The following is a 20,325-nucleotide window of genomic DNA, read 5'->3' on the forward strand; positions in this document are numbered from 1 at the left end:
GGGAGCGAGCTTGCTCGCGAAGAGGGAGTATCAGCCAACTCTACGTCGTCTGACACTGCGCTTTCGCGAGCAAGCTCGCTCCCACATTTTTCGCGCCTGGCTTCAGGCTTGATGTGTGGCTGAAGTCAGATTACTGCGCCTGATAAATCTGGTCGAACACACCACCGTCGTTGAAGAATTTCGGTTGCGCGGTTTTCCAGCCGCCGAAGTCCTTGTCGATGGTCACCAGGTCCAGTTTCGGGAACTGCTGGGCGTACTTCGCGGCCACGTCCTTGTCACGCGGACGGTAGAAGTTCTTCGCAGCGATTTCCTGACCGGCCGGGCTGTACAGGTGCTTCAGATAGGCCTCGGCAATCTGCTCGTTACCCTTCTTCGCGGCGTTCTTGTCGACCACGGCAACCGGTGGTTCGGCGAGGATCGACAGCGAAGGCACGACGATGTCGAACTTGTCCGCGCCGCCGTCTTCTTTCAGCGCCAGGAACGCTTCGTTTTCCCAGGCCAGCAACACGTCGCCCTGACCATTGTTAACGAAGGTGATTGTCGAGCCGCGCGCACCGGTGTCCAGCACGGGCACGTGCTTGAACAGAGTCTGCACATATTCCTTGGCTTTGGCTTCGTCACCACCGTTGGCTTTCAGGCCATAGGCCCACGCGGCGAGGAAGTTCCAGCGCGCACCGCCGGAGGTTTTCGGGTTCGGGGTGATCACCGAGACGTCGTTCTTGACCAGATCGCCCCAGTCCTTGATGCCTTTCGGGTTGCCCTTGCGCACCAGGAAGACGATGGTCGAGGTGTACGGCGTGCTCGCTTCCGGCAGACGCTTCTGCCAGTCGGCAGGCAGGGTCTTGCCGAGTTTGGCGATTTCGTCGATGTCACCGGCCAGGGCCAGGGTCACCACGTCAGCGCGCAGACCGTCGATCACCGCACGGCCCTGCTTGCCCGAACCACCATGGGATTGCTGGATTTTCACAGTGTCGCCGGCGTGATCTTTCTGCCAGAACTTGATGAATTCAGCGTTGTAGTCCTGATACAGCTCGCGCGTCGGGTCATACGACACGTTGAGCAGTTCGTAATCCTTGGCAACGGCGGAACCGGCAAACACAGCACTGGCCAGGGCGGCCAAAGCGTAACGGCGAATCGACGACATGGTGAAAGCTCCTGGAATTCTGGGTGGTGGCTTTTTCTTATGTATTTCGGGAATCGTGTTGTCGGTTCAAAGATCGCAGCCTTCGACAGCTCCTACGCACAGCCCCCTGTAGGAGCTGCCGCAGGCTGCGATCTTTTAGCCCGGTTGTTTGCCCGGTTGCTGCAAACGGAATTTCTCTTTGCGTTCGATCTGTACAACCTGGGCGTTGTGCACAGTGATCTCCACCGCGCCGAAACGCAGATCGCGCAGGGCGCTCTGGATTTCACGCAAGATGGTGGTTTCGTCCTGACCGTCAACGCTGCGAAGGGATGCGCTCATGGTGCTGCTCCTTTGAATGGGATTTGCCTGGCAGTGGGCGGCACTGCGTTCGGCGTGGGAGCAATATAAGAGAGGCGCGGATATTCTTAAAAAGACTATTTAAGAATGTTTATATAACTGAAAAACTGATCGTTCCCACGCGCAGCAAAGGAATGCAGCCGGCGGCGCTCTGCGCTGCGATTTTGGGCCGACGCAGAGCGCCCCTTTGCTGAGCGCAGGAACAAGTTTGCCCCTGTCTTAGCTAATCACCGGAGTTCTCACCCAATCTATCTCGTGCGCCGGAGCCGGTCGCCCAAACCAATAGCCCTGCCCCAGATCACACTCCTGCTCAAGCAGAAACGCCGCCTGCTCAACCTGCTCGATGCCCTCGGCATGCACCTGCATGCCCATGCTTCGGGCCAGCGCGATGATCACCCGGACAATCGCCACGTCATCCTCATCCCACGGCAACCCGGCAACGAATCCCTGATCGATCTTCAGCTTCTGCACCGGCAAGCGCTTGAGTCGCAGCAGTGACGAGTAACCCGTGCCGAAATCATCAATGGCCAGGCGAATACCCAACTCGCGCAAACGGTGCATCTGCTCCAGCGCCACTTCCGGATCATCCATCACTGCGCTTTCAGTGACTTCCAGCTCCAGATATGCCGGATCCAGTCCGGTGTCGTGCAGCACCTGCGCCACCTGCTGGTACAACTCGCGCCGGGCGAACAATCGTGACGAAACATTCACCGCGACAAACGACAGCACGATCCCGGCCTGCTGCCACTGGCACATCTGTCGACACGCCTGCTGCATAACCCACGCGTCAATTTCGGCGATCAGCCCGGTGCGCTCGGCAATCGGGATGAACTCCGCCGGCGACACCAGACCGCGCTGTGGATGCTGCCAACGCACCAAGGCTTCAACACCGATCAAGCGACTGGTCTTCAAGTCATGTACAGGTTGGTAGAACACCCGCAGTTCCCGTTGCTCCAGCGCCCGGCGCAGTTCGAAAGCGATTTCGACTCGTTGCTGGGCGTGCGCGGTGAGTTCTTCGGTGTACAAGGCGTAACCGTTGCGACCGCTACTTTTGGCCTTGAACAACGCCGCGTCGGCATTGCGCAACAGTTGCTCGGCGCTCAATGCATCGCTGGGGAACAGGCTGATACCGATACTGGCGTTGATAAACAGTTCATGGCCATCAATAAATAACGGCTCCTTCAGCGCATCGAGAATGCGTTGCGCCAGCGCCGCCGCTTGCACCGGCTGTGGACAACTTTCTGACAACACCGCGAACTCATCGCCGCCGAGCCGTGCCAGGGTAATCCCGGGGCCGAACAGCGCCTGCAAACGCGCCGCCACAGCCTTGAGCAAGCGATCGCCGATGTTATGGCCGAGGCTGTCGTTGATCATTTTGAAATGATCGAGATCGAGCATCAGCAGTGCACAGCCGCGCTTATGGTTTTGCGCCGAGGCCAGCGCCTGTTCGGCGCGGTCGCTGAACAGCAGACGATTGGGCAGATCAGTCAGCGGGTCGTGGTGCGCGAGGTGTTTGAGTTCATGCTCGGAATCCTTGATCGCGCTGATGTCGGAAAACACCGCGACGTAATGGCTGAGCCGGCCCTGATCATCGTGAATGACCCGGATGGTCTGCCACTGCGGATAAATCTCGCCGCTTTTTCGCCGGTTCCAGATTTCACCGCTCCATTCGCCTTGCGACTCAAGCGTGGCAAACATTGCCTGATAGAACCCTGGCGGATGGTGGCCGGATTTGAACAGGCTCGGCGGCTGCCCAATGACTTCTTCACGCTGATAACCGGTGATCTCCATGAAGGCGCGATTGACGTGCACGATCAGCCCATGATGGTTGGTCACCAACACGCCTTCGCGGGTGCAATCGAATACCGCCGCGGCCTGACGCAAGCGTTCTCGATCGGCGTGGCGCTCGCGCAAACGCGCGCCAATCCCGAGAAACTCACACAATCGCGCCCGCGCCAGGAAAATCAGCCCGGCGCTGAGCGCCGCAAAGACGTAACCGTTGATCAGTTGCCACCGGGCAAGATCGACGGAGTTATCGAAGAAATTGTTTAATAAATGATCAGTACCTTGCAGCCAGACGGCAGCAAGCACGAGATAGAGCAATGCTGCACGCAAAGCATCGCGGTAAGTGGCAGGCATTCGGCTATCCATGTCCCTACAAAAAGGTTGGAATTATAGGTCAAGAAACATTCAGCGACTCTTATCTGAAAGGGCGACTGGTTTTATCTGTGTGCTTGGTGATAATGCAACGGCTGTTTTTATCTTTATCGAGGGCCCTATAGCCTATGTGGTACGAAGGTTTTCTTGGCTTGTCGGCCTGGTCTCTGGTCGCAGTCACCCTGCTGATGACCCACGTGACGATTGTTGCCGTCACGGTCTATCTGCACCGCTACTCGGCCCATCGCTCGCTGGAGCTGAATGCTGGCCTGAAGCACTTTTTCCGTTTCTGGCTGTGGCTGACCACGGCGCAGAACACCCGCGAGTGGACTGCCATCCACCGTAAACACCACGCCAAATGCGAAACCGAAGACGACCCGCACAGCCCGGTCATCAAAGGTCTTTCCACTGTGCTGCGCACCGGTGCCGAGCTGTACCGCGCCGAAGCGCAAAACCCGGAAACCCTGCGCATCTACGGCAAGAACTGCCCCGAAGACTGGATCGAGCGCAACGTCTACAGCCGCTACCCGCTGCTGGGCGTGGCGATCATGGGCGTTATCGACCTGCTGCTGTTCGGCACCATCGGCATCACCATCTGGGCGATCCAGATGATGTGGATCCCGGTTTGGGCTGCTGGCGTGATCAACGGTCTGGGTCATGCCGTCGGTTACCGCAACTTCGAATGCCGCGACGCGGCGACCAATCTGGTGCCGTGGGGCATCCTGATCGGCGGCGAAGAACTGCATAACAACCATCACACCTACCCTAACTCGGCCAAGCTGTCGGTGAAGAAGTGGGAGTTCGACCTCGGTTGGGCGTGGATCAAAGTCTTCTGCTTCCTGCGTCTGGCCAAGGTCCAGCGTGTCGCGCCGATCGCCCACCGGGTCGAAGGCAAGGGCAATCTGGACATGGACACCGCTATGGCCATCCTCAACAACCGCTTTCAGATCATGGCCCAGTACCGCAAATTGGTGATCGGCCCGCTGGTCAAGCAAGAGCTGGCCAAGGTCGATCATTCGGTGCGCCACCAATTCCACCGCGCCAAACGCCTGCTGTCGCGGGAAACCAGCCTGCTGGAAGACCGTCATCACTTGCGCATCCAGACCATGCTCGAGCACAGCCAGGCGCTGAAGGTAATCTACGAAAAACGCCTGGCCCTGCAGCAGATCTGGGTCAAGACCAGCGCAAATGGCCACGACATGCTCGCCGCCATCAAAGAGTGGATTCACGAGGCAGAAGCCAGTGGCATCCAGTCCCTGCGTGAATTCGCTGACCAGTTGAAAACCTACTCGCTGCGTCCTGCGGCGGTCTGAGACCGTTGATCGGTGCACCCGGCTCCCGGGTGCACCCTTCGGAACTTCGCTAAAAATCGCCTATCTCAAAGACACTTCGCCATCCCGGCGGGCTGTACTGTGGCCGTTGTCGAATTGCGGCACGTCCTTTGAGATCTGTGCCGATGGTCAACAACAATCAAAAAGACTCATCCTTCCCGCAGTGGCCCGAGGCCGCGCAAACCCTCATGGCCTTGATGCACGCCCAAGGCGAGGTCGCTCGGCTAAGTGAACGCGAGCAGCTGTTCAGCTCATTGCTGGTCAGCGTCAACGCCGTGCTCTGGGCTTTCAACTGGGAAACCCGTCAGGTGCTGTACGTCAGCCCCGCCTACGAACGGATTTTCGGCCGCTCCGCCGGCCTCCTGCTCGCCGACTACAACCAATGGCGCGACAGCATCTACCCCGACGACCTGGAATACGCCGAACGCAGCCTTGCCGAAGTCCTGCACAAAGGAGCGGTGGAAGATCGCGAATACCGGATCATTGCCGCCGACGGTCAGGTGCGCTGGCTCAGCGACAAGTGTTTCATCAACCGTCAGGACGAACCCGGTCAGCCGGTGATCATCGTCGGCATCGCCGAGGACATCACCGACAAGAAGCAGATGGAAACCGAGCTGCATCGCTTGGCGACCACCGACGTGCTGACGCAAAGCAGCAATCGCCGCCACTTCTTCGAATGCGCCAACCGCGAGTTCGAAGAGGCGCGGCAGCAAGGTTCACCACTGGCGTTTTTGCTGCTGGATATCGATGACTTCAAAGTGATCAACGATACCTACGGCCACCCGGAGGGCGATAACGTGCTGCAGCGGATTGCCGAGTGCGGACGCGGGTCGTTACGCCGGGGCGATCTGTTTGGTCGGATTGGCGGGGAAGAGTTTGCGGCGGTGTTTCCAGGGTGCGCACCTGACATGGCCATGCAAGTGGCCGAGCGACTGCAGCAGGAGATTCAGCGGTTGAGTTTCAGCCATGAAGGGCAGACGTTTGGCATCACCGTCAGCCAGGGTCTGACCAATCTGACCGATGGCGATGAAAACCTCGACAGCCTGTTCGCCCGCGCGGATGCGGCGATGTATGAGGCCAAGCGCCAAGGCAAGAACCGCATCATTTCTGCCTGAGCCCTATTTCAACCACACAGAGATCAAGTGTAGGAGTGAGCCTGCTCGCGATAGCGGAGTGTCAAACGAACAATTGTTGTATGACACTCCGCTATCGCGAGCAGGCTCACTCCTACATTGGAAATGTGTACGTCGTTTATTTGCGCATCCGCATCAATTCCGGCAAGCCGATCTTCAACAACCGCGCCGTGCGGCTCTTCGCCAACTCCTCCACGCCCTCATGCTCGGTCAAGCGTGCCATCTGCGCAGCCATGTTCATCACCAGCGCCTCACGGGAATACACGCCGCCACCGAGCTGGTAGACCGACGCAATCAGCTCACGCAATTCCAGCGGCAATCGCCAGCGAGTACGCAGGGCCGAACCATACGCCGCGCCAAACTCAGCCAACGCCTCGCCAACTTCCTCCAGCTCATCCAGCGCACCACCGGCCTGCTGCCACTCCTGCAGACAACGCAGCAACGCCAGATCACCCAGCCGATGCAGCATGCCCGCGCAGTAACAGCGCTCCTGATCGAGATCGAGCAGCCGCGCCAACGTGCGCGCATATTCCGCAGTGTGCAGCGACAGTCCCCAATAACGCTCGGCATAATCCGCCAGACACGGATCACTGAGCCTGGCGCTGCGCTTGAGCGCCAGCCCCAGAATCAGGTTCATGCTCTGTCCGGTGCCCAGACGATGCAGCGCTTGAGCCAGTGTTTGCACCGGCGCGCCGTGGTGCTGCGCCGCGCTGTTGGCCGCAGCGATCAACACCGCCGTGATCTGCGGATCGGTTTTGATCTCATCTTCCAGCAGCTTCAGATCGAGGCCATTGGGATTGAGGCTGCGCTTCACCGCCACCTGCACATCCGTCATCAACGGCGCGCCGTCGGCCTGCTCACGTCGACGCTCAAGAAACACTGACAAGGTCATGCCCGGCGCCAACGTCGGCACCTCACAGAACACCTCTTCACCGGCATTGAGCAGTAAACCCTGCAAACGCTCGGTCAGATTTTCCATATTCAGCGGCTTGGTCAGATACGCCGTCGGCGCCAACGGAATCGCTTCACGCACACTGGCGCTGTCGTTGCGGCTGCTCATCAGAATGAACGGCAGCGGTGGATTACGTTTACGCTGACGGACACTGCGCAGCACGTTCAAACCATCGACGCCGGGTAGCTCCCAATCGACGATGGCCAGGTCATAAGGAATTTCGCTGAGCATCGACAGGGCTTGCTGGCCATCGGCACACAGGTCCAGCCGGGCATCACAACGCACGTTCAGCAACACTTGTTTGAGCAGGTCGCGCGACCACGGGTCAGCTTCGGCAATCAACACTCGTGGTACGGCGGGTAAATCAACGGCAGTCATGCGCGCTCTCCCTTGCAATGCCTGAACCTTAGCCAATGCTGGCCATTCGATACAGCGGTAAAGCGCCCGATGTGTTTCAAAGGGCATAAAAAAACCCGCCGAAGCGGGTTTTTTGTCGATCAGGTCACACGGGCAGATCAGAGCTCGGAGAAGCACTCTTCGATGATCGCCAGACCTTTGTCCAGTTGCTCGTCCGGCGAAGTCAGCGGTACGAGGACGCGCAGAACGTTGCCGTAGGTGCCGCAGGACAGCAGGATCAGACCCTTGTCGCGCGCCTTGGCCACCACCGACGCTACAGCAGCAGCGTTCGGCTTGTGGCTGTCGCCGTTTTCGAACAACTCGACCGCGATCATCGCGCCCAGGGCACGGACTTCGCCGATGACCGGGTACTTGGCCTGGATAGCTTTCAGGCCAGTGACCAGACGCTCGCCGACAGCTTTGCAGCGATCCAGCAGTTGCTCTTCTTCGAATACTTCCATCACCGCCAGAGCAGCGGCGCAAGCAATCGGGCTACCGGCGTAGGTGCCGCCCAGGCCACCCGGGGCGATGGCGTCCATGTATTCGGCCTTGCCGCACACACCGGCCAGCGGGAAGCCGCCAGCGATGGATTTGGCGAAGGTGGTCAGGTCGGCAGCAACGCCCATCTGTTCCATGGCGAAGAACGTACCGGTACGGCCAGCGCCGGTCTGCACTTCGTCAGCGATCAGCAGAATGCCGTGCTGGTCGCACAGGGCACGCAGACGCTTCATGAATTCCTTCGGAGCGACGTAGAAACCACCTTCACCCTGAACAGGCTCGATGATGATCGCGGCGATGTCTTTCGGCTCGGCGTCGTTCTTGAAGATGCGTTCGATGGAAGCGATCGAATCGTCGATGCTCACACCGTGCAGTTCGTTCGGGTACAGCGCGCGGAAAATGCCACCTGGCATCAGGCCCATGCCGGCCGAGTACGGCACGACTTTACCGGTCAGGCCCAGGGTCATCATGGTGCGACCGTGGTAAGCGCCGGTGAACGCGATCACGCCGGCACGGCCAGTGGCGGCACGGGCGATTTTCACGGCGTTTTCCACGGCTTCGGAACCGGTGGTGACCAGTAGGGTTTTCTTGGCGAAATCACCCGGAACCTTGGCGTTGATCTTTTCGCACAGCTCAACGTACGGCTCGTAAGCCAGCACCTGGAAGCAGGTGTGGGTCAGCTTGTTCAGCTGTTCGGTCACGGCGGCGATGATTTTCGGGTGCACGTGGCCGGTGTTCAGTACAGCGATGCCGCCAGCGAAGTCGATGAACTCACGACCTTCAACGTCAGTCACGGTAGCGTTCTTTGCCGATTCAGCGAAGATCGGGTGAATCTGGCCAACACCACGTGGAACAGCTGCGGTACGACGGGCCATCAGTTCAGCGTTAGTCTTGCTCATTACAGTCCTCATTCGCCGCTCATCGGGCGGCGTGGTTCAAGGATTAAGCGGGAGGAATCGACGGTGGCAGCATGCGATGATCGACTGCCACGGCGTTCCTGGCCGCAGAGAAAATTCCGGTTTGAAACCACGCAAAGGGACAGCGCTCTCGTGCCCTTTGCGTTTGCAGCGATCCCTTTCCCGGCTTAGATGCCCAGGCAGAGGTATTTGATTTCCAGGTAATCTTCGATGCCGTACTTGGAGCCTTCACGGCCCAGGCCCGAAGCCTTGATGCCGCCGAACGGCGCGACTTCGTTGGAGATCAGCCCGGTGTTGACGCCGACCATGCCGTATTCCAGCGCTTCCGCGACTCGGAACACACGACCGAGGTCACGAGCGTAGAAGTACGAAGCCAGACCGAACTCGGTGTCGTTGGACATTGCGATCACTTCGGCTTCATCTTTGAAGCGGAACAGCGGCGCCAGCGGGCCGAAGGTTTCTTCCTTGGCCACGGCGGCGTTTTTCGGCACGTTGGTGAGGATGGTCGGCTCGAAGAAGTTGCCTTCCATCGCCTTGCCGCCAGCCAGCACGGTTGCGCCTTTGGCTACAGCGTCAGCGATGTGCTCTTGCACCTTGGCCACGGCTTTTTCGTCGATCAGCGGGCCAGTGGTGGTGCCGTCTTCCAGACCGTTGCCGATCTTCAGTTTGGCCACAGCCACTTTCAGCTTCTCGGCGAAAGCGTCGTAAACCGAATCCTGAATGTACAGACGGTTGGCGCAGACGCAGGTCTGGCCGTTGTTGCGGTATTTGGAAATGATCGCGCCTTCGACGGCCTTATCCAGGTCGGCGTCGTCGAACACGATAAACGGCGCGTTGCCGCCCAGTTCCAGCGAGACTTTCTTGATGTCCTTGGCGCATTCCGACATCAGTTGACGACCGATTTCGGTCGAACCGGTGAAGGACAGTTTGCGCACGATCGGGTTGCTGGTCAGCTCGCTGCCGATGTCGCCGGCGCTGCCGGACACTACGCTGAACACGCCCGCAGGAATACCCGCGCGCTGGGCCAGTTCGGCCAGGGCAAAAGCGGAGAATGGAGTTTGCGAAGCAGGCTTGAGCACCATGGTGCAACCGGCAGCCAGCGCCGGGCCGGCTTTACGGGTGATCATCGCCGCCGGGAAATTCCACGGGGTGATCGCAGCGGTCACACCGATTGGCTGTTTGATCACGATCAGGCGCTTGTCTGGCTGATGGCCCGGAATCACGTCACCGTAGATGCGCTTGGCTTCTTCGGCGAACCACTCGATAAACGAAGCGGCGTAAACGATTTCGCCCTTGGCTTCGGCCAGCGGCTTGCCCTGCTCGAGAGTCATCAGGCGCGCGAGGTCGTCCTGGTTCTCGATCATCAATTCGAACCAGCGACGCAGCTTGCCAGCGCGCTCTTTGGCGGTCAGGGCACGCCAGGCCGGCAGCGCTTTGTCAGCGGCTTCGATGGCGCGGCGGGTTTCGGCAGCGCCCATTTTCGGCACGGTACCGAGGATTTCGCCGGTGGCCGGGTTGTTGACCTTGATCGTCTGACCGCTGTCCGCATCGACCCAAGCGCCATCAATGAAGGCTTGCTGGCGGAACAACAGGGTGTCTTTAAGCTGCATGTCGGCTTTCCTTAACAGCACCGCGGCCTGCGCGGAGCAAATTATGATTGTAGAAAGGCGCCTCGCAAGGCTGCCGTCAGGGAAATCAGTGACCGGGTGTGGCGCATCAACCGTGGACGATTCGAACCACTGGCGCTTCAACATCCGCTCAACGAGCGTTTGAAATCTCAAACGGATCGTAGGATCAAAGGGGTTAAAGGACAATAGGTCGTTCGAAAAAAAGAACAAAAACGGCGTGTTTGTGGAATTTTTCAGATCAACGAGCCAAAAGCCTCAGCCGCAACAAAACCATAGAACAGTCCCGAGAAAGCGCCAAGCGAGGGTTTTGCAGGACGTTACCGCTTTATGGAATGCAGCGATTTGCGCCGACACGCATACTGACAATCCGCGCCGAAACCCAGCATGGACGCCCCGAGCCGACCTAGGTATGATGTCGCCCGCTGCACCAGTAGCTCAGCTGGATAGAGTACTGCCCTCCGAAGGCAGGGGTCGTGGGTTCGAATCCCGCCTGGTGCACCACTGATTTAAACGAGAAAGCCCCGGACTGTGATGGTCCGGGGCTTTTTTGTGTGCGTCATGGCCAAGGTAAAAGATGGTGCTCCACCTTCATGCTGTGGCCGGGCACACATGTGTGCGTGGAACTAAAGCGAGTAGGCATTCCTGGTAACGATGGGCGGTCCTGTTCAGTGGTCAGTCCAAGGATAGCCGCACGTGATTTCATGACTCTGGTCAGCCCTGTACGAGCCCTGCCGTTATCCCCGTTCATGACGTAACCGATCATCATCGCCATCGGAAGGCCATTGGAATACTGGCCTTTGACAAAGCGCATCAGGCCCTCTTCTACATATGGGACACAGAGGTTGCGTACGCGGGCTGCATAGGACACGTTTAGCCGCTTGCATTCATAGGCTAGGTAGACGTCTTCATCGTCACCCACTGTCAACACGAAGTCGATGCTGCTCGACAGGGATACGTTTCCATTGGCGTCCTCGACCAGTAGGACATATTGGTATGTGATTCTACCCGGCACCTTCTTCGTTCGCCTCAGAGCCTGAACTAGATGCTCGGTAATGTGATCCTCGTGCGTCATAGCGTCCTTCTTGGACTGTAAAGGTCGGATGCAGATCGGCCAGGCAGCTTCGATCGCTTCGGACATTTGCTCCCCAAGATCTCGGAAATGAGCAAGCCAAGCATCAGGACTACCCGCCAGCATGGTCAACCCCCTCTTGACTATGGCGGGCCGCGGCCGCTATGAACTCTGCGGCGATCTGCTCAGCGTCGGCCAATGCTGTGGATCGAAGCCAGTGCCGCAGCGCCGTGGGCTTCACTAGATACATGTAGCGTCCAACGACGACACGTAAATCAGGGATCAATTGAACATTGCCAGGCAAATCAATAGGAAGTTTGGCGGCGATCGACCCGAGGAAGTCATTGAACTCGCCAGATGAGTGCTCATTGTACGGGGCAGCCTCATCGCCAATCGTCAGCCTCAACACCGCCACATCGGAGTTGCGTGCTGCCAACGAAGCTTTGACAGGTACGCGAAAGTGCGGCGAAAGTGCGTTGCACAGCATGGCAGAATAGTCCGCCCGCTGACTCGAACTGGCCTGCGTCCAAATGGACTGTAAGCCGGCGTTACGTCTAGGCTGCATCGCCGGGATGACTTGCTGAACCGTATCTTCGACGATGGCTACATCACTGTCGTCGAGCCCGTAATACTCGAACACCAGACGATCGATGTCACCTAGCACATCGTCTTGCGAAGAAAGCAACTTCTTCGAGTTCGCCAGCTCCCTGTCGATCAGCGCCACTAACCCTTGTTCCGCGTTCAGCGCCTTCACAGGATCCGGCATGTTCTCAGGGTCATCGAACGGCAGCTTCAGTAATTCACCTTGATGGACCTTGGCTCGATCAGCTCCCAGATTCGCCGTGTCGTGGAAATAGAACCAAGCTGCCAGACTGCTGTTCAGCACGGCCGTCAGCACCTTGGCTTTACGTTCCTGACTAGGAGGTACGGTAATCGACTGAAGTGAATGCTGAAACACGACATCCTGTTTGCTGAATGCTGCGCGCACCCTTCCAACGGCCCGCTCCACCCCTTGCGGAATCAAGATGTGAGGCCCGAAGAATCCGGCGTCAAACCCTGCCCGATGTACGACAGACGTGCGCAAGGGGCTGGTCTCTACATGTGAAAGGGCGACCGCCCGGAACTGACGGGCATCTAGATAAGGCAGCTGGGTCACTATCTCAGCAGTGGTTGTCTGATATTCAGGATCGCCCAACCGACTCTCTTTTGCTGGCTTGAAGCCCTGCCCGATTACCCAGTGCTCGTCTCGGCTGAACTCAACCTTGGAGCGCTTGAAAGCCTTGAATTCCAGCACAAACGAACTCATAGGCGGGATCGTACGAAGATATTGCAGCAGTCGCTCTTCAGGAGCCCGCGTCCACAAACGACGCTTGAACACTGTAGGATCCTCCGCAACCAAGTCGGAGCGAAACGTCAAACGATCAGCGCGCGACAGCGTCACCAGACGCTTGAGTCGCAGATTAAGGTCTGCCTTAGGGACCCAATACTCGAAGCGGTAAGGGGCTTGATCTTGCTTCTGAGGCCCATATAGCACGAAAGCTGTTGGACGCTGCGCTCCATCAAAAAGCTGAAAGCACAGGTCAGACATGTTGATAATTCGGCGGACTCTTGACCGTTGCAGCAACATACGGCGCGCTGCTTGGCTCTCGGTATTGTGCAAAATCCCCATAGCAGGCAACAGAAACGCCACCAAGCCAGTTGGCTTTATCCCTTCCAGGGCCTTCCACACGAACCCCCATGCAATGTCTTTGGCGGGCGCGAGGTAGCCCTTGGAAGTGGTCCAGTCTTGCGCTGTTGTCAACTGTCCGGTGCGGCCATTCCAAGGCGGATTGCCGATGATCACATCAAATTGGCGGGCATCCTTGATGCTGAAGAAATCTGACCCGGGTAGCAGCGTATTTCCATACAGAGGTGGCAACAACTTTCCGGCCTTGATGAGTTTGGGCAAGTCTGAAGGACTGGATTGTTCGAGGAGCGCGATGTACAGAGAAAACGCCGCGACTCGAACTGCAGAAGAGTTGATGTCTCCCCCACGGAGGCGATTCGCAATGGCCTTTAAGTCGGTCCAAGTCGCATGCTGCTTCTTCTTGGCGTTGCAATGGTGTGCGACCAGTCGCTGGAACAACCGCACCAAGAAGATGCCAGATCCGCAGGCCGGATCGCAGTAGACGCCGTAAGTCTTCTGTTCGTCGGTCAGTTCATCCCAAAGTTGGTTGACAACGATATCGGCCAAGAACATTGGGGTGTAGAACGCCCCATCTGAACTCTTTTTGTCCGCCTCTTCCTTCAGGAATCGGTCGTACACCGCGCTGATGAGTCCGATCGACATGTACCGAAAGTCGTAGCCCCAGAACCGAAGCTGGTGGGTGGCCATGTTCTCGTGACCATGGCGGAACCGTGCTAGCACGGCCAAGTGCTCAAGTTTGAGCTTGGGTGGCGGGGCGCCTCCGGTCTCGAATGCACAAGGGGCTTTGAAAAGATTGCCGTTGAAAGCACCATGCAGCCATGTGAACAGCACGTCAAAAAGCTCAGGATCTCCGGATCCGAGCAACTCCAACAGACTGGCAAAGCGATCCTGCGACGCGGCACGAAATACAGCCTCGCCGATGATCTGGCGGTCCTCTAAGTAGGCTACGAACATGGTCTGCATCAGCAGCGCCTGGGCGGCATCTGTTCCCAGGTCATCCTTGAGGCTACGAAACGCCATCAGCAGATTGGCCAGGAGAACGCTGTCGACTCGGTTGTCCGGATTGAAATAGCCATCATTTTCGTACCAGAACCGCCCCGAATCAGCAGCGTCGAGCAATTCGCGCAGTTCCAAGGCATCACTGAGAAGGGAGAGCGTCTTGACTAAGCGCGGGTCTTTGCCCCGGTTCTCTTCGCTATGCAACGGGCGCTGCAACAGCGAGTACGCCGTCAACTCGTCACCACGAATAACGAGCAGCATGCTCATCAAACCTTGGTTCCAAAGAATCCGATGGAGCTCGTCGATGCGCTCAACGGAAACGAGGGGATCGCTCAAAAAGGCGATTGTGGGTACGCCGTTGATACAGCTAACCGCCGATAGGCCCAATTCATCGAGTACAAAGCGGATCGCCTCGGCATGCGCGCCTGCGGTGACCTTGCTGCCGGCCGAATAGAACTCGGGAGCCCGGCGCCGGTCGAGCGTCAGCGCCTTCGACCAGTGGGAATCGATAACCGCGCTCATGAGAGGAGCCTCCACAGTTGCATCTGGCTCGTGATGCCGACCGATACCAAAGTGCCCTGACGCTCAGTCATTGGTGGAGTCCCAGCGAGGTCTGCTTGTCGCCTGCGAACCGGCCGTTTGCTGCGCCGCGCGGCCGTTTCTTGACGGGCTGTACTCGCGCTATGACAGGCTCGTAGTCGATATGGTGTGTGGACATTTCAGCGAGAAGACTGGCGATCAATGCAAGATGTACGGGAACTTCACCCCGCTTCTTATAGTTGGAAACCGAATTGGGCTGCATACCTACGAGGTCAGCAAAGCGCTTTACACTGAGGCCCGCACTGTTCAGCTCAGCAAGAAAGATTTCGTAAGTCATAGTGTGGTTTGATCATAATTTAATGAGACTCTGACACATAGAAACATGAGGCTCAATCAAAATAAGACAACTAGACTCGCTCAGATCGTGACCACGAATATGAGCTGATCGTTATGAGAGCCCCGGTGAGAGGTTTCTTTTGCCTCCAGCGGACGTCAAAGGAAGGAGATACGTATCGGCTTTCAATGCGGGGGTTCGCGGAAAGCGGGTAAAATTTCGGCCTGCAGCCCTGAAGCGGGCAATGAGGAATATGACTGACTGGATGCTTATGGCCGACTGTGGTCTGACGGTTGATCCAATTTCGTAAAAGCCGCTGTGAAACCAATTTGGTTTGTAACACTCAATGCACGCGAACAAATAACGGCGTGCAACAAAAAAACCACAGTACCCAGCAGATTTCCTCGTCAGATGCCCATATAACTTAAGTATTTTGGTGATCGGCCGCTAAAAGTCTCCCTTCCCGGAGAAAAACCATGACTAGGACGTTGACCATCCTCTGCTTGATCTCGATATCTCTGATTCAAGGGTGTTCCCATTCACCGGTTGAAACCGATCCGGTCAATTCCGCGTTGAAATCATGTGGTATGGGACTAAGCACACAAACTGCCTATGTCTTCAAAACCGCATTTGAGGTAGCAGAAAAAAAGGGGTCTGCCGATTTCAGCCTAAGCATGAACCAAAGCGTTGACACCCAGGAGGCGTCACTGTTGAAACAGATGGACAAGTCGCCAGATAGCACAAAGGCGATTCTTGGCGAAGTCAAAAGCTTTAGGGAGTGTGTCATTGCTCAGAGTGCAGCTCTCAGACCTGCGAGTCGTCTGGACCTGCTCGAGCAATGTCGAGTCAACATACAAAACAGGATCTCACCACCTGGTAATACTTCCTATGGAACCTTGCGCTATTGGAACCAGCGGCCTAAAGATCCCCGGTACACCAACGATGTACCGATCATGGGAGGGATATTTGATAACGGGCCAGGTTTTCCGGTCCTAGTCCAATGCGATATCCGTAACGGAAAACTCCAGGACGCTATGGCTATCGAAAATCCCTGATTTCGCGGGCAGCACCAGATGGCTTGTATGCCTATGTGTATGCCCAACCAGAGCAGAATCGGTGACCCTCATGTAAAACCGGCAACTTAGCTCCAGTTCAAACGAAACCTAACGCCATAATCCAAATAAGAAAGCCCCGGACTGTGATGGTCCGGGGCTTTTTTGTGGGCGATGCGATGGTTCTCGAACGACGTCACTCCGTCGTCCAGTCAAATTCGTCGTAATCATCGTCTTCTTCCTCCTCAACCTCCTCTTCGAAAACCTCGTCTTCATCAACGACATCCTCTTCCGGCTGATTCAGCAGAAATTCCTTACGTGCTTCAGTAATCGCGCGCCGCATCTCTTCGCCCTTCTCCGGGCAGTTGAGCAGTTGGGCGATGCGGTCAATTTTTGCTGCCACGTTGTCCTCCAGCGCATTGGCAATGTCCCGATAGTGCGCGTTTTTGCGGGGCAATGCCAAATGGCTGGTGGATCAAGTGGTCATTTTTTCCGCAACTGCTCAAGTCGGGCGTCGAGATCGGCGTTCGGGTAGCGTTTGTGCAGGTTGTTGAACAGGCTGTTGGCGGCTTGCGATTGGCCGGATTCGCGCAGGCGCAGGACTTCGCGCAGTTGTGCGTCGAGGCCATTGGCCGGGGCGGTGGCGCGTTTGCTGAGTTTGGTTTCATCGGTGCTGATGGCTTGATCTTGCATCGGCGCGGCCATTTCCATCATCGGCACAGGTGCCGGCATGGCGCCGGCCGGGGCGGACAATCGGTGCAGTTGCGCTGAGTCCGTTTCGGTCATGGGTACGGCAAGTTCGGGGGCTGGGGCGTAGTCGTACTGGCGCAGCGGTTCAGGGGCGCGCTGTACCAGCGACAACATCAGTGCCACGCCGACGAGGCTGGCAAACGCGACTTGCCAGCGTGGTTTGCGGCAGATCTCCAGCCAGCGTTGCAACAGGCTTGGTTTCGGCGCCGGGGTTTGACGCTGCGCAGCGTTGAGGATCAACGCATCAAGGTGCGCTGGCGGTTCAGCATTGTGCTGTTCACGCACATGCTTGATCAGCGGATCTTCGGGTGTCTGGCGGACGTCAGTCATGTCAGTACCTCCTCGGCCAGCAGCCGACGCAGTTTTTGCTGGGCATAGCGCAAGCGGCTTTTGACGGTTTCCAGCGGTGTTTCGGTGAGGCTGGCGATTTGTGCCAGGTCGAGGTCGCCGTGGGCGCGCAGCAGGAACACTTCACGCTGGTCGGCGGGCAGGGTTTGCAAGGCATTTTCCAGGCGCTGGCTGTCACGGCTGAGAGTGAGCAATTGTTCGGGATCGTTGGTTTCATCGCCGACCGCATGATGTTGCTCGTCGTAGCTGTCATGCAGCGGTTGTCGCGCGCCGTGTTTACGCCAGTGATCGATCAGGCGATTGCGGGCGATCTGGAATAGCCATGTACGAAATGTCGCCTGGCCTTGTGGCTGACTTCTGCTGCGGATCAGGCTCAGCCAGGTCTCCTGAAATACTTCGTCGGCCAGTTCCGGTTTGCCGCTCAATCCGAGTAGAAACCGGTACAAGCCTTGGCGATGGCGCGCGTACAAGATCTCGAACGCGGCGCCGTCGCCGTCGCGATAACGCGCCAGCAGCGATTCATCGCTGCTGGCGGTTGAGCTGTCTGCCGAGGCAAACAGCTGACTGATGAAGCCTTTCAGACGACTCACTTATTCGATCCGTTGTTCAGTGGCCAACGCGTTCGATGCGGTTGAACTGCGCAAGCTCTGCGCCAGTTCGACCAGTTGCACGAACTCGTTGCGCAGACCGAAGCGATCATCGCCGCGAGCGCCACGGGCCAATGCCTCGGTGTCTTTCAGGCTGAAGTCGCCGGTGTAGCGACCGTCCTTGAGTTGCTGGGAGAATGCGGCCACGGCGGCGGCAAAACGCAGATCTTCGCTGGCGGTTGCGACTTGGTTGGCGATCGGCCGCTCGATCAGCAGACTTTTCCCACCTTCAGGCTGTTGATAACGCACACGCAGCATCGCCAATTCCCCGCTCTTCTCGGATACAGCCGCACTCGATTTGCCGTAACGCAGCGGCTCCAGCCAGCCCTTCTCGCCTGCCGGAACAATTTCATACAGTGCGGTTACCGTGTGCCCTGCGCCGATTTCGCCGGCATCGACCTTGTCATTGCTGAAATCCTCACGCTTCAACGCACGGTTTTCGTAGCCGAGCAGGCGATATTCGCTGACCTGCGCCGGGTTGAATTCCACCTGCAGTTTGACGTTTTGCGCCACCACGGCAAGCGTCGAACTCAACTGATCCACCAACACTTTGCGTGCCTCGCGCAGGTTGTCGATGTAGGCGTAGTTACCGTCGCCGGCGTCGGCCAGTTGCTCCATCAAGTGTTCATTGTAGTTATCCACACCAAAACCCAGGGCTGTCAGCGAAATCCCGGTTTTGCGTTTATCCACAGCCATTTGTTTGAGGCTGTCGAAGTCGCTGACGCCGACATTGAAGTCGCCATCGGTGGCCAGGAGGATGCGGTTGATGCCTTTGGGAATGAAGGCCTGCTGCGCCATTTGGTAGGCCAGTTCGATACCGGAGGCACCAGCGGTGGAACCGCCGGCAGTCAATTGCTCAATGGCTGTACGAATTTTCGCTTTCTCGCGCCCGGAAGTCGGTTCAAGCACCACTCTGGATTCGCCGGCATACACCACCAATGACACGCGATCCTGATCGCGCAATTGATCGACCAGTAATTTCAGCGTGCTTTTGACCATCGGCAGGCCTTCGCGACGATCCATCGAGCCGGACACGTCAACCAGAAATACCAGATTGGCCGGGGCCAACTGCGCCACCGCGCGGTCGGAGGCCTTGATGCCGATGCGCAACAAGCGAGTGTGCGGGTTCCACGGTGACGCAGCCAATTCTGTGGTCACGCCAAACGGCGAGCCGTCGCTGGGCAGCGCGTAGTCATAGGGGAAGTAATTGACCATTTCCTCCAGCCGCACCGCGCCTTCCGGCGGCAATCGGCCTTGATTGAGCAGGCGACGGACGTTGGCATAAGCGCCCGTGTCGACGTCAGCACTGAACGTTGAAACCGGGGTTTCGACGACGCTATGGATCGGGTTGTCGGCCAGCGCCTGATACTGCTCGCGCTGCGTATCGCGATAGCCCTGTGGATAACTTTCACTCAACGGCATCGGCGCACTGCCCGCATTGGGCATCTTGTACAGCGCGCGTTTGGCCATTGAGGTGTCAGCCATGACCGCTTCCTGCTGAACCAGCACTTCGGGCTGCATCGGCGCTGGCACAGCAGCGGAATCGGGTGTGGACGAAGCACCGCAACCGGCGAGCGCCAGCAGCACAGCAACCGCAACAGGACGCAAGAGAGGATGAGACATGGGGGCTGACCTCGGGATGAAATTGATCATTCATCCACTGAGACGGGCAGCCCTTTCAGTTCGGGTTAAACGCCGCTGAAAATATTTTCAGCGGTGATAACGCCGCACCGCACTGCTGTTACGCAGCACGTGACCTTTGATTTTTTCCATCAGCTCGGCACGAGTCAGACCGGCCGGCAAGGCATCCGGCGCCAGATCCAGCGCGTAGATCTGGATGATGTAGTGGTGCGCACTGTCGCCCACGGGCGGGCACGGCCCCATGTAGTGGGTGTTGCCCTTGCTGTTGGTGCCGCCGACACCTTCGAATGCGGATTTGGCGCCGACGCCCGCTGCAATCTGCCGTGTAGTGGATTTGATGCCGTAGTGAATCCAGTGATCGACGCCCAGGCCTTTCTGGCCGTCCGGGTCGTGCATGACGATCGCATAGCTCAGGGTGCCGGCAGGACCTGCATTCCAGCTCAGGGCCGGTGACTGGTTCTTGCCGCCGCAACCGGGCGCATCGCTGGCCGCGGCCGAGGTGAACAGGCGGTTATCGGAAACACCCGGAATGCTCAGGGTGAAACGCTCCTGGGCCTGCGCCGGAAACTGCACGCAAAGGGTGACGGCGAGGGCCGCCAGCCATGGGTTGAGAGAGGTCAATCGGGTCATTCCGGGAGCACCTTGTGCAGTGGGGCCGTCGTCGGCCTGCAAACTATAGCTGTACCGTTCGTGCCGTGGCAGTGGCAAATGGCTGAACCTCGCACTACGACGCAAACTCACAAGAGAAATGCCCGCGAGGAAGCCG

At 57.9% G+C, this 20,325-nt stretch carries 17 protein-coding genes and 1 tRNA gene; 4 read left to right on the forward strand and 14 right to left on the reverse strand.

The features are described 5' to 3' along the window. Positions 1-130 precede the first annotated feature (130 nt). From ACOYXJ_RS08430 to dibA, 3 genes are all read right to left on the reverse strand, one after another. Positions 131-1,144 carry a sulfate ABC transporter substrate-binding protein gene (locus ACOYXJ_RS08430; protein WP_460368915.1) on the reverse strand — a complete coding sequence of 338 codons (1,014 nt, stop codon included), beginning with the start codon at positions 1,142-1,144 and terminating at the stop codon, positions 131-133. Positions 1,145-1,279: 135 nt separating this feature from the next. Further along, entirely contained in the window at positions 1,280-1,462 is a 183-nt protein-coding gene (gene oscA / locus ACOYXJ_RS08435; RefSeq protein ID WP_034151822.1) for a sulfur starvation response protein OscA, read from the reverse strand. Between the two features lie 237 nt (positions 1,463-1,699). Next, positions 1,700-3,619: a phosphodiesterase DibA gene (gene dibA, locus ACOYXJ_RS08440; protein ID WP_460368917.1), complete on the reverse strand. Its 1,920-nt coding sequence runs from the start codon at positions 3,617-3,619 to the stop codon at positions 1,700-1,702. 146 nt (positions 3,620-3,765) lie between these two features. Here dibA and desA point away from each other — a divergent pair, with 146 nt between their 5' ends. After that, positions 3,766-4,950: a delta-9 fatty acid desaturase DesA gene (desA, locus tag ACOYXJ_RS08445; protein WP_034151820.1), complete on the forward strand. Its 1,185-nt coding sequence runs from the start codon at positions 3,766-3,768 to the stop codon at positions 4,948-4,950. Positions 4,951-5,093: 143 nt separating this feature from the next. Beyond that, positions 5,094-6,083: a GGDEF domain-containing protein gene (locus ACOYXJ_RS08450; protein WP_460368920.1), complete on the forward strand. Its 990-nt coding sequence runs from the start codon at positions 5,094-5,096 to the stop codon at positions 6,081-6,083. A 136-nt stretch (positions 6,084-6,219) separates the two neighbouring features. Here ACOYXJ_RS08450 and ACOYXJ_RS08455 read toward each other — a convergent pair whose 3' ends face one another. The 3 genes from ACOYXJ_RS08455 to gabD form a co-directional block, all read right to left on the reverse strand. Continuing rightward, entirely contained in the window at positions 6,220-7,431 is a 1,212-nt protein-coding gene (locus ACOYXJ_RS08455; protein ID WP_460368922.1) for an HDOD domain-containing protein, read from the reverse strand. Positions 7,432-7,568: 137 nt separating this feature from the next. Continuing rightward, the gene (gabT, locus tag ACOYXJ_RS08460; protein ID WP_007917687.1) at positions 7,569-8,846 is read right to left on the reverse strand and encodes a 4-aminobutyrate--2-oxoglutarate transaminase; all 1,278 of its coding nucleotides are present in this window, start codon (positions 8,844-8,846) and stop codon (positions 7,569-7,571) included. Between the two features lie 185 nt (positions 8,847-9,031). Then, positions 9,032-10,474, reverse strand: a complete 1,443-nt coding sequence (gabD, locus tag ACOYXJ_RS08465; RefSeq protein WP_122661186.1) for an NADP-dependent succinate-semialdehyde dehydrogenase — start codon at positions 10,472-10,474, stop codon at positions 9,032-9,034. Between the two features lie 442 nt (positions 10,475-10,916). Between gabD and ACOYXJ_RS08470 the strand changes: the two genes are divergently transcribed. Further along, positions 10,917-10,993 (forward strand) — tRNA-Arg (locus ACOYXJ_RS08470). Between the two features lie 55 nt (positions 10,994-11,048). Here the strand turns inward: ACOYXJ_RS08470 and ACOYXJ_RS08475 are convergent. The 3 genes from ACOYXJ_RS08475 to ACOYXJ_RS08485 all read right to left on the reverse strand — a co-directional run bounded on the left by ACOYXJ_RS08475 (position 11,049) and on the right by ACOYXJ_RS08485 (position 15,124). Then, complete coding sequence (locus ACOYXJ_RS08475; RefSeq protein WP_150795207.1) at positions 11,049-11,687, reverse strand: hypothetical protein; 639 nt, start codon at positions 11,685-11,687, stop codon at positions 11,049-11,051. Continuing rightward, a complete protein-coding gene (locus ACOYXJ_RS08480; protein WP_150795208.1) occupies positions 11,674-14,769 on the reverse strand; it encodes an N-6 DNA methylase in 3,096 nt (1,031 codons plus the stop codon). The genes ACOYXJ_RS08475 and ACOYXJ_RS08480 overlap by 14 nt, the downstream gene beginning before the upstream one ends. 67 nt (positions 14,770-14,836) lie before the next feature. Next, the gene (locus tag ACOYXJ_RS08485) at positions 14,837-15,124 is read right to left on the reverse strand and encodes an XRE family transcriptional regulator (protein WP_150795209.1); all 288 of its coding nucleotides are present in this window, start codon (positions 15,122-15,124) and stop codon (positions 14,837-14,839) included. A 473-nt stretch (positions 15,125-15,597) separates the two neighbouring features. Here ACOYXJ_RS08485 and ACOYXJ_RS08490 point away from each other — a divergent pair, with 473 nt between their 5' ends. Continuing rightward, the gene (locus ACOYXJ_RS08490; RefSeq protein ID WP_460368926.1) at positions 15,598-16,176 is read left to right on the forward strand and encodes a hypothetical protein; all 579 of its coding nucleotides are present in this window, start codon (positions 15,598-15,600) and stop codon (positions 16,174-16,176) included. A 193-nt stretch (positions 16,177-16,369) separates the two neighbouring features. Here ACOYXJ_RS08490 and ACOYXJ_RS08495 read toward each other — a convergent pair whose 3' ends face one another. From ACOYXJ_RS08495 to ACOYXJ_RS08515, 5 genes are all read right to left on the reverse strand, one after another. Continuing rightward, positions 16,370-16,636: a hypothetical protein gene (locus ACOYXJ_RS08495; protein WP_460368928.1), complete on the reverse strand. Its 267-nt coding sequence runs from the start codon at positions 16,634-16,636 to the stop codon at positions 16,370-16,372. Positions 16,637-16,656: 20 nt separating this feature from the next. Then, positions 16,657-17,253 carry a hypothetical protein gene (locus ACOYXJ_RS08500; RefSeq protein ID WP_460368930.1) on the reverse strand — a complete coding sequence of 199 codons (597 nt, stop codon included), beginning with the start codon at positions 17,251-17,253 and terminating at the stop codon, positions 16,657-16,659. Further along, the gene (locus ACOYXJ_RS08505) at positions 17,250-17,831 is read right to left on the reverse strand and encodes an RNA polymerase sigma factor (protein ID WP_460373108.1); all 582 of its coding nucleotides are present in this window, start codon (positions 17,829-17,831) and stop codon (positions 17,250-17,252) included. Before ACOYXJ_RS08505 ends, ACOYXJ_RS08500 begins: the two co-directional genes overlap by 4 nt. Positions 17,832-17,861: 30 nt before the next feature. Beyond that, entirely contained in the window at positions 17,862-19,541 is a 1,680-nt protein-coding gene (locus tag ACOYXJ_RS08510; RefSeq protein WP_460368932.1) for a vWA domain-containing protein, read from the reverse strand. Positions 19,542-19,628: 87 nt separating this feature from the next. After that, entirely contained in the window at positions 19,629-20,189 is a 561-nt protein-coding gene (locus ACOYXJ_RS08515) for a YbhB/YbcL family Raf kinase inhibitor-like protein (protein ID WP_460368935.1), read from the reverse strand. Positions 20,190-20,325: the final 136 nt, after the last annotated feature.

The organism is Pseudomonas sp. Tul2A7 (assembly GCF_054790505.1).

Coding starts and splice junctions, on each gene's coding strand:
- ACOYXJ_RS08455 (WP_460368922.1), bottom strand. CDS start 7,431: ATGACTGCCGTTGATTTACCCGCCGTACCACGAGTGTTGATTGCCGAA.
- gabT (WP_007917687.1), bottom strand. CDS start 8,846: ATGAGCAAGACTAACGCTGAACTGATGGCCCGTCGTACCGCAGCTGTT.
- ACOYXJ_RS08480 (WP_150795208.1), bottom strand. CDS start 14,769: ATGAGCGCGGTTATCGATTCCCACTGGTCGAAGGCGCTGACGCTCGAC.
- ACOYXJ_RS08515 (WP_460368935.1), bottom strand. CDS start 20,189: ATGACCCGATTGACCTCTCTCAACCCATGGCTGGCGGCCCTCGCCGTC.
- dibA (WP_460368917.1), bottom strand. CDS start 3,619: ATGCCTGCCACTTACCGCGATGCTTTGCGTGCAGCATTGCTCTATCTC.
- ACOYXJ_RS08490 (WP_460368926.1), top strand. CDS start 15,598: ATGACTAGGACGTTGACCATCCTCTGCTTGATCTCGATATCTCTGATT.
- ACOYXJ_RS08485 (WP_150795209.1), bottom strand. CDS start 15,124: ATGACTTACGAAATCTTTCTTGCTGAGCTGAACAGTGCGGGCCTCAGT.
- ACOYXJ_RS08510 (WP_460368932.1), bottom strand. CDS start 19,541: ATGTCTCATCCTCTCTTGCGTCCTGTTGCGGTTGCTGTGCTGCTGGCG.
- ACOYXJ_RS08450 (WP_460368920.1), top strand. CDS start 5,094: ATGGTCAACAACAATCAAAAAGACTCATCCTTCCCGCAGTGGCCCGAG.
- ACOYXJ_RS08500 (WP_460368930.1), bottom strand. CDS start 17,253: ATGACTGACGTCCGCCAGACACCCGAAGATCCGCTGATCAAGCATGTG.
- ACOYXJ_RS08430 (WP_460368915.1), bottom strand. CDS start 1,144: ATGTCGTCGATTCGCCGTTACGCTTTGGCCGCCCTGGCCAGTGCTGTG.
- gabD (WP_122661186.1), bottom strand. CDS start 10,474: ATGCAGCTTAAAGACACCCTGTTGTTCCGCCAGCAAGCCTTCATTGAT.
- desA (WP_034151820.1), top strand. CDS start 3,766: ATGTGGTACGAAGGTTTTCTTGGCTTGTCGGCCTGGTCTCTGGTCGCA.
- ACOYXJ_RS08475 (WP_150795207.1), bottom strand. CDS start 11,687: ATGCTGGCGGGTAGTCCTGATGCTTGGCTTGCTCATTTCCGAGATCTT.
- oscA (WP_034151822.1), bottom strand. CDS start 1,462: ATGAGCGCATCCCTTCGCAGCGTTGACGGTCAGGACGAAACCACCATC.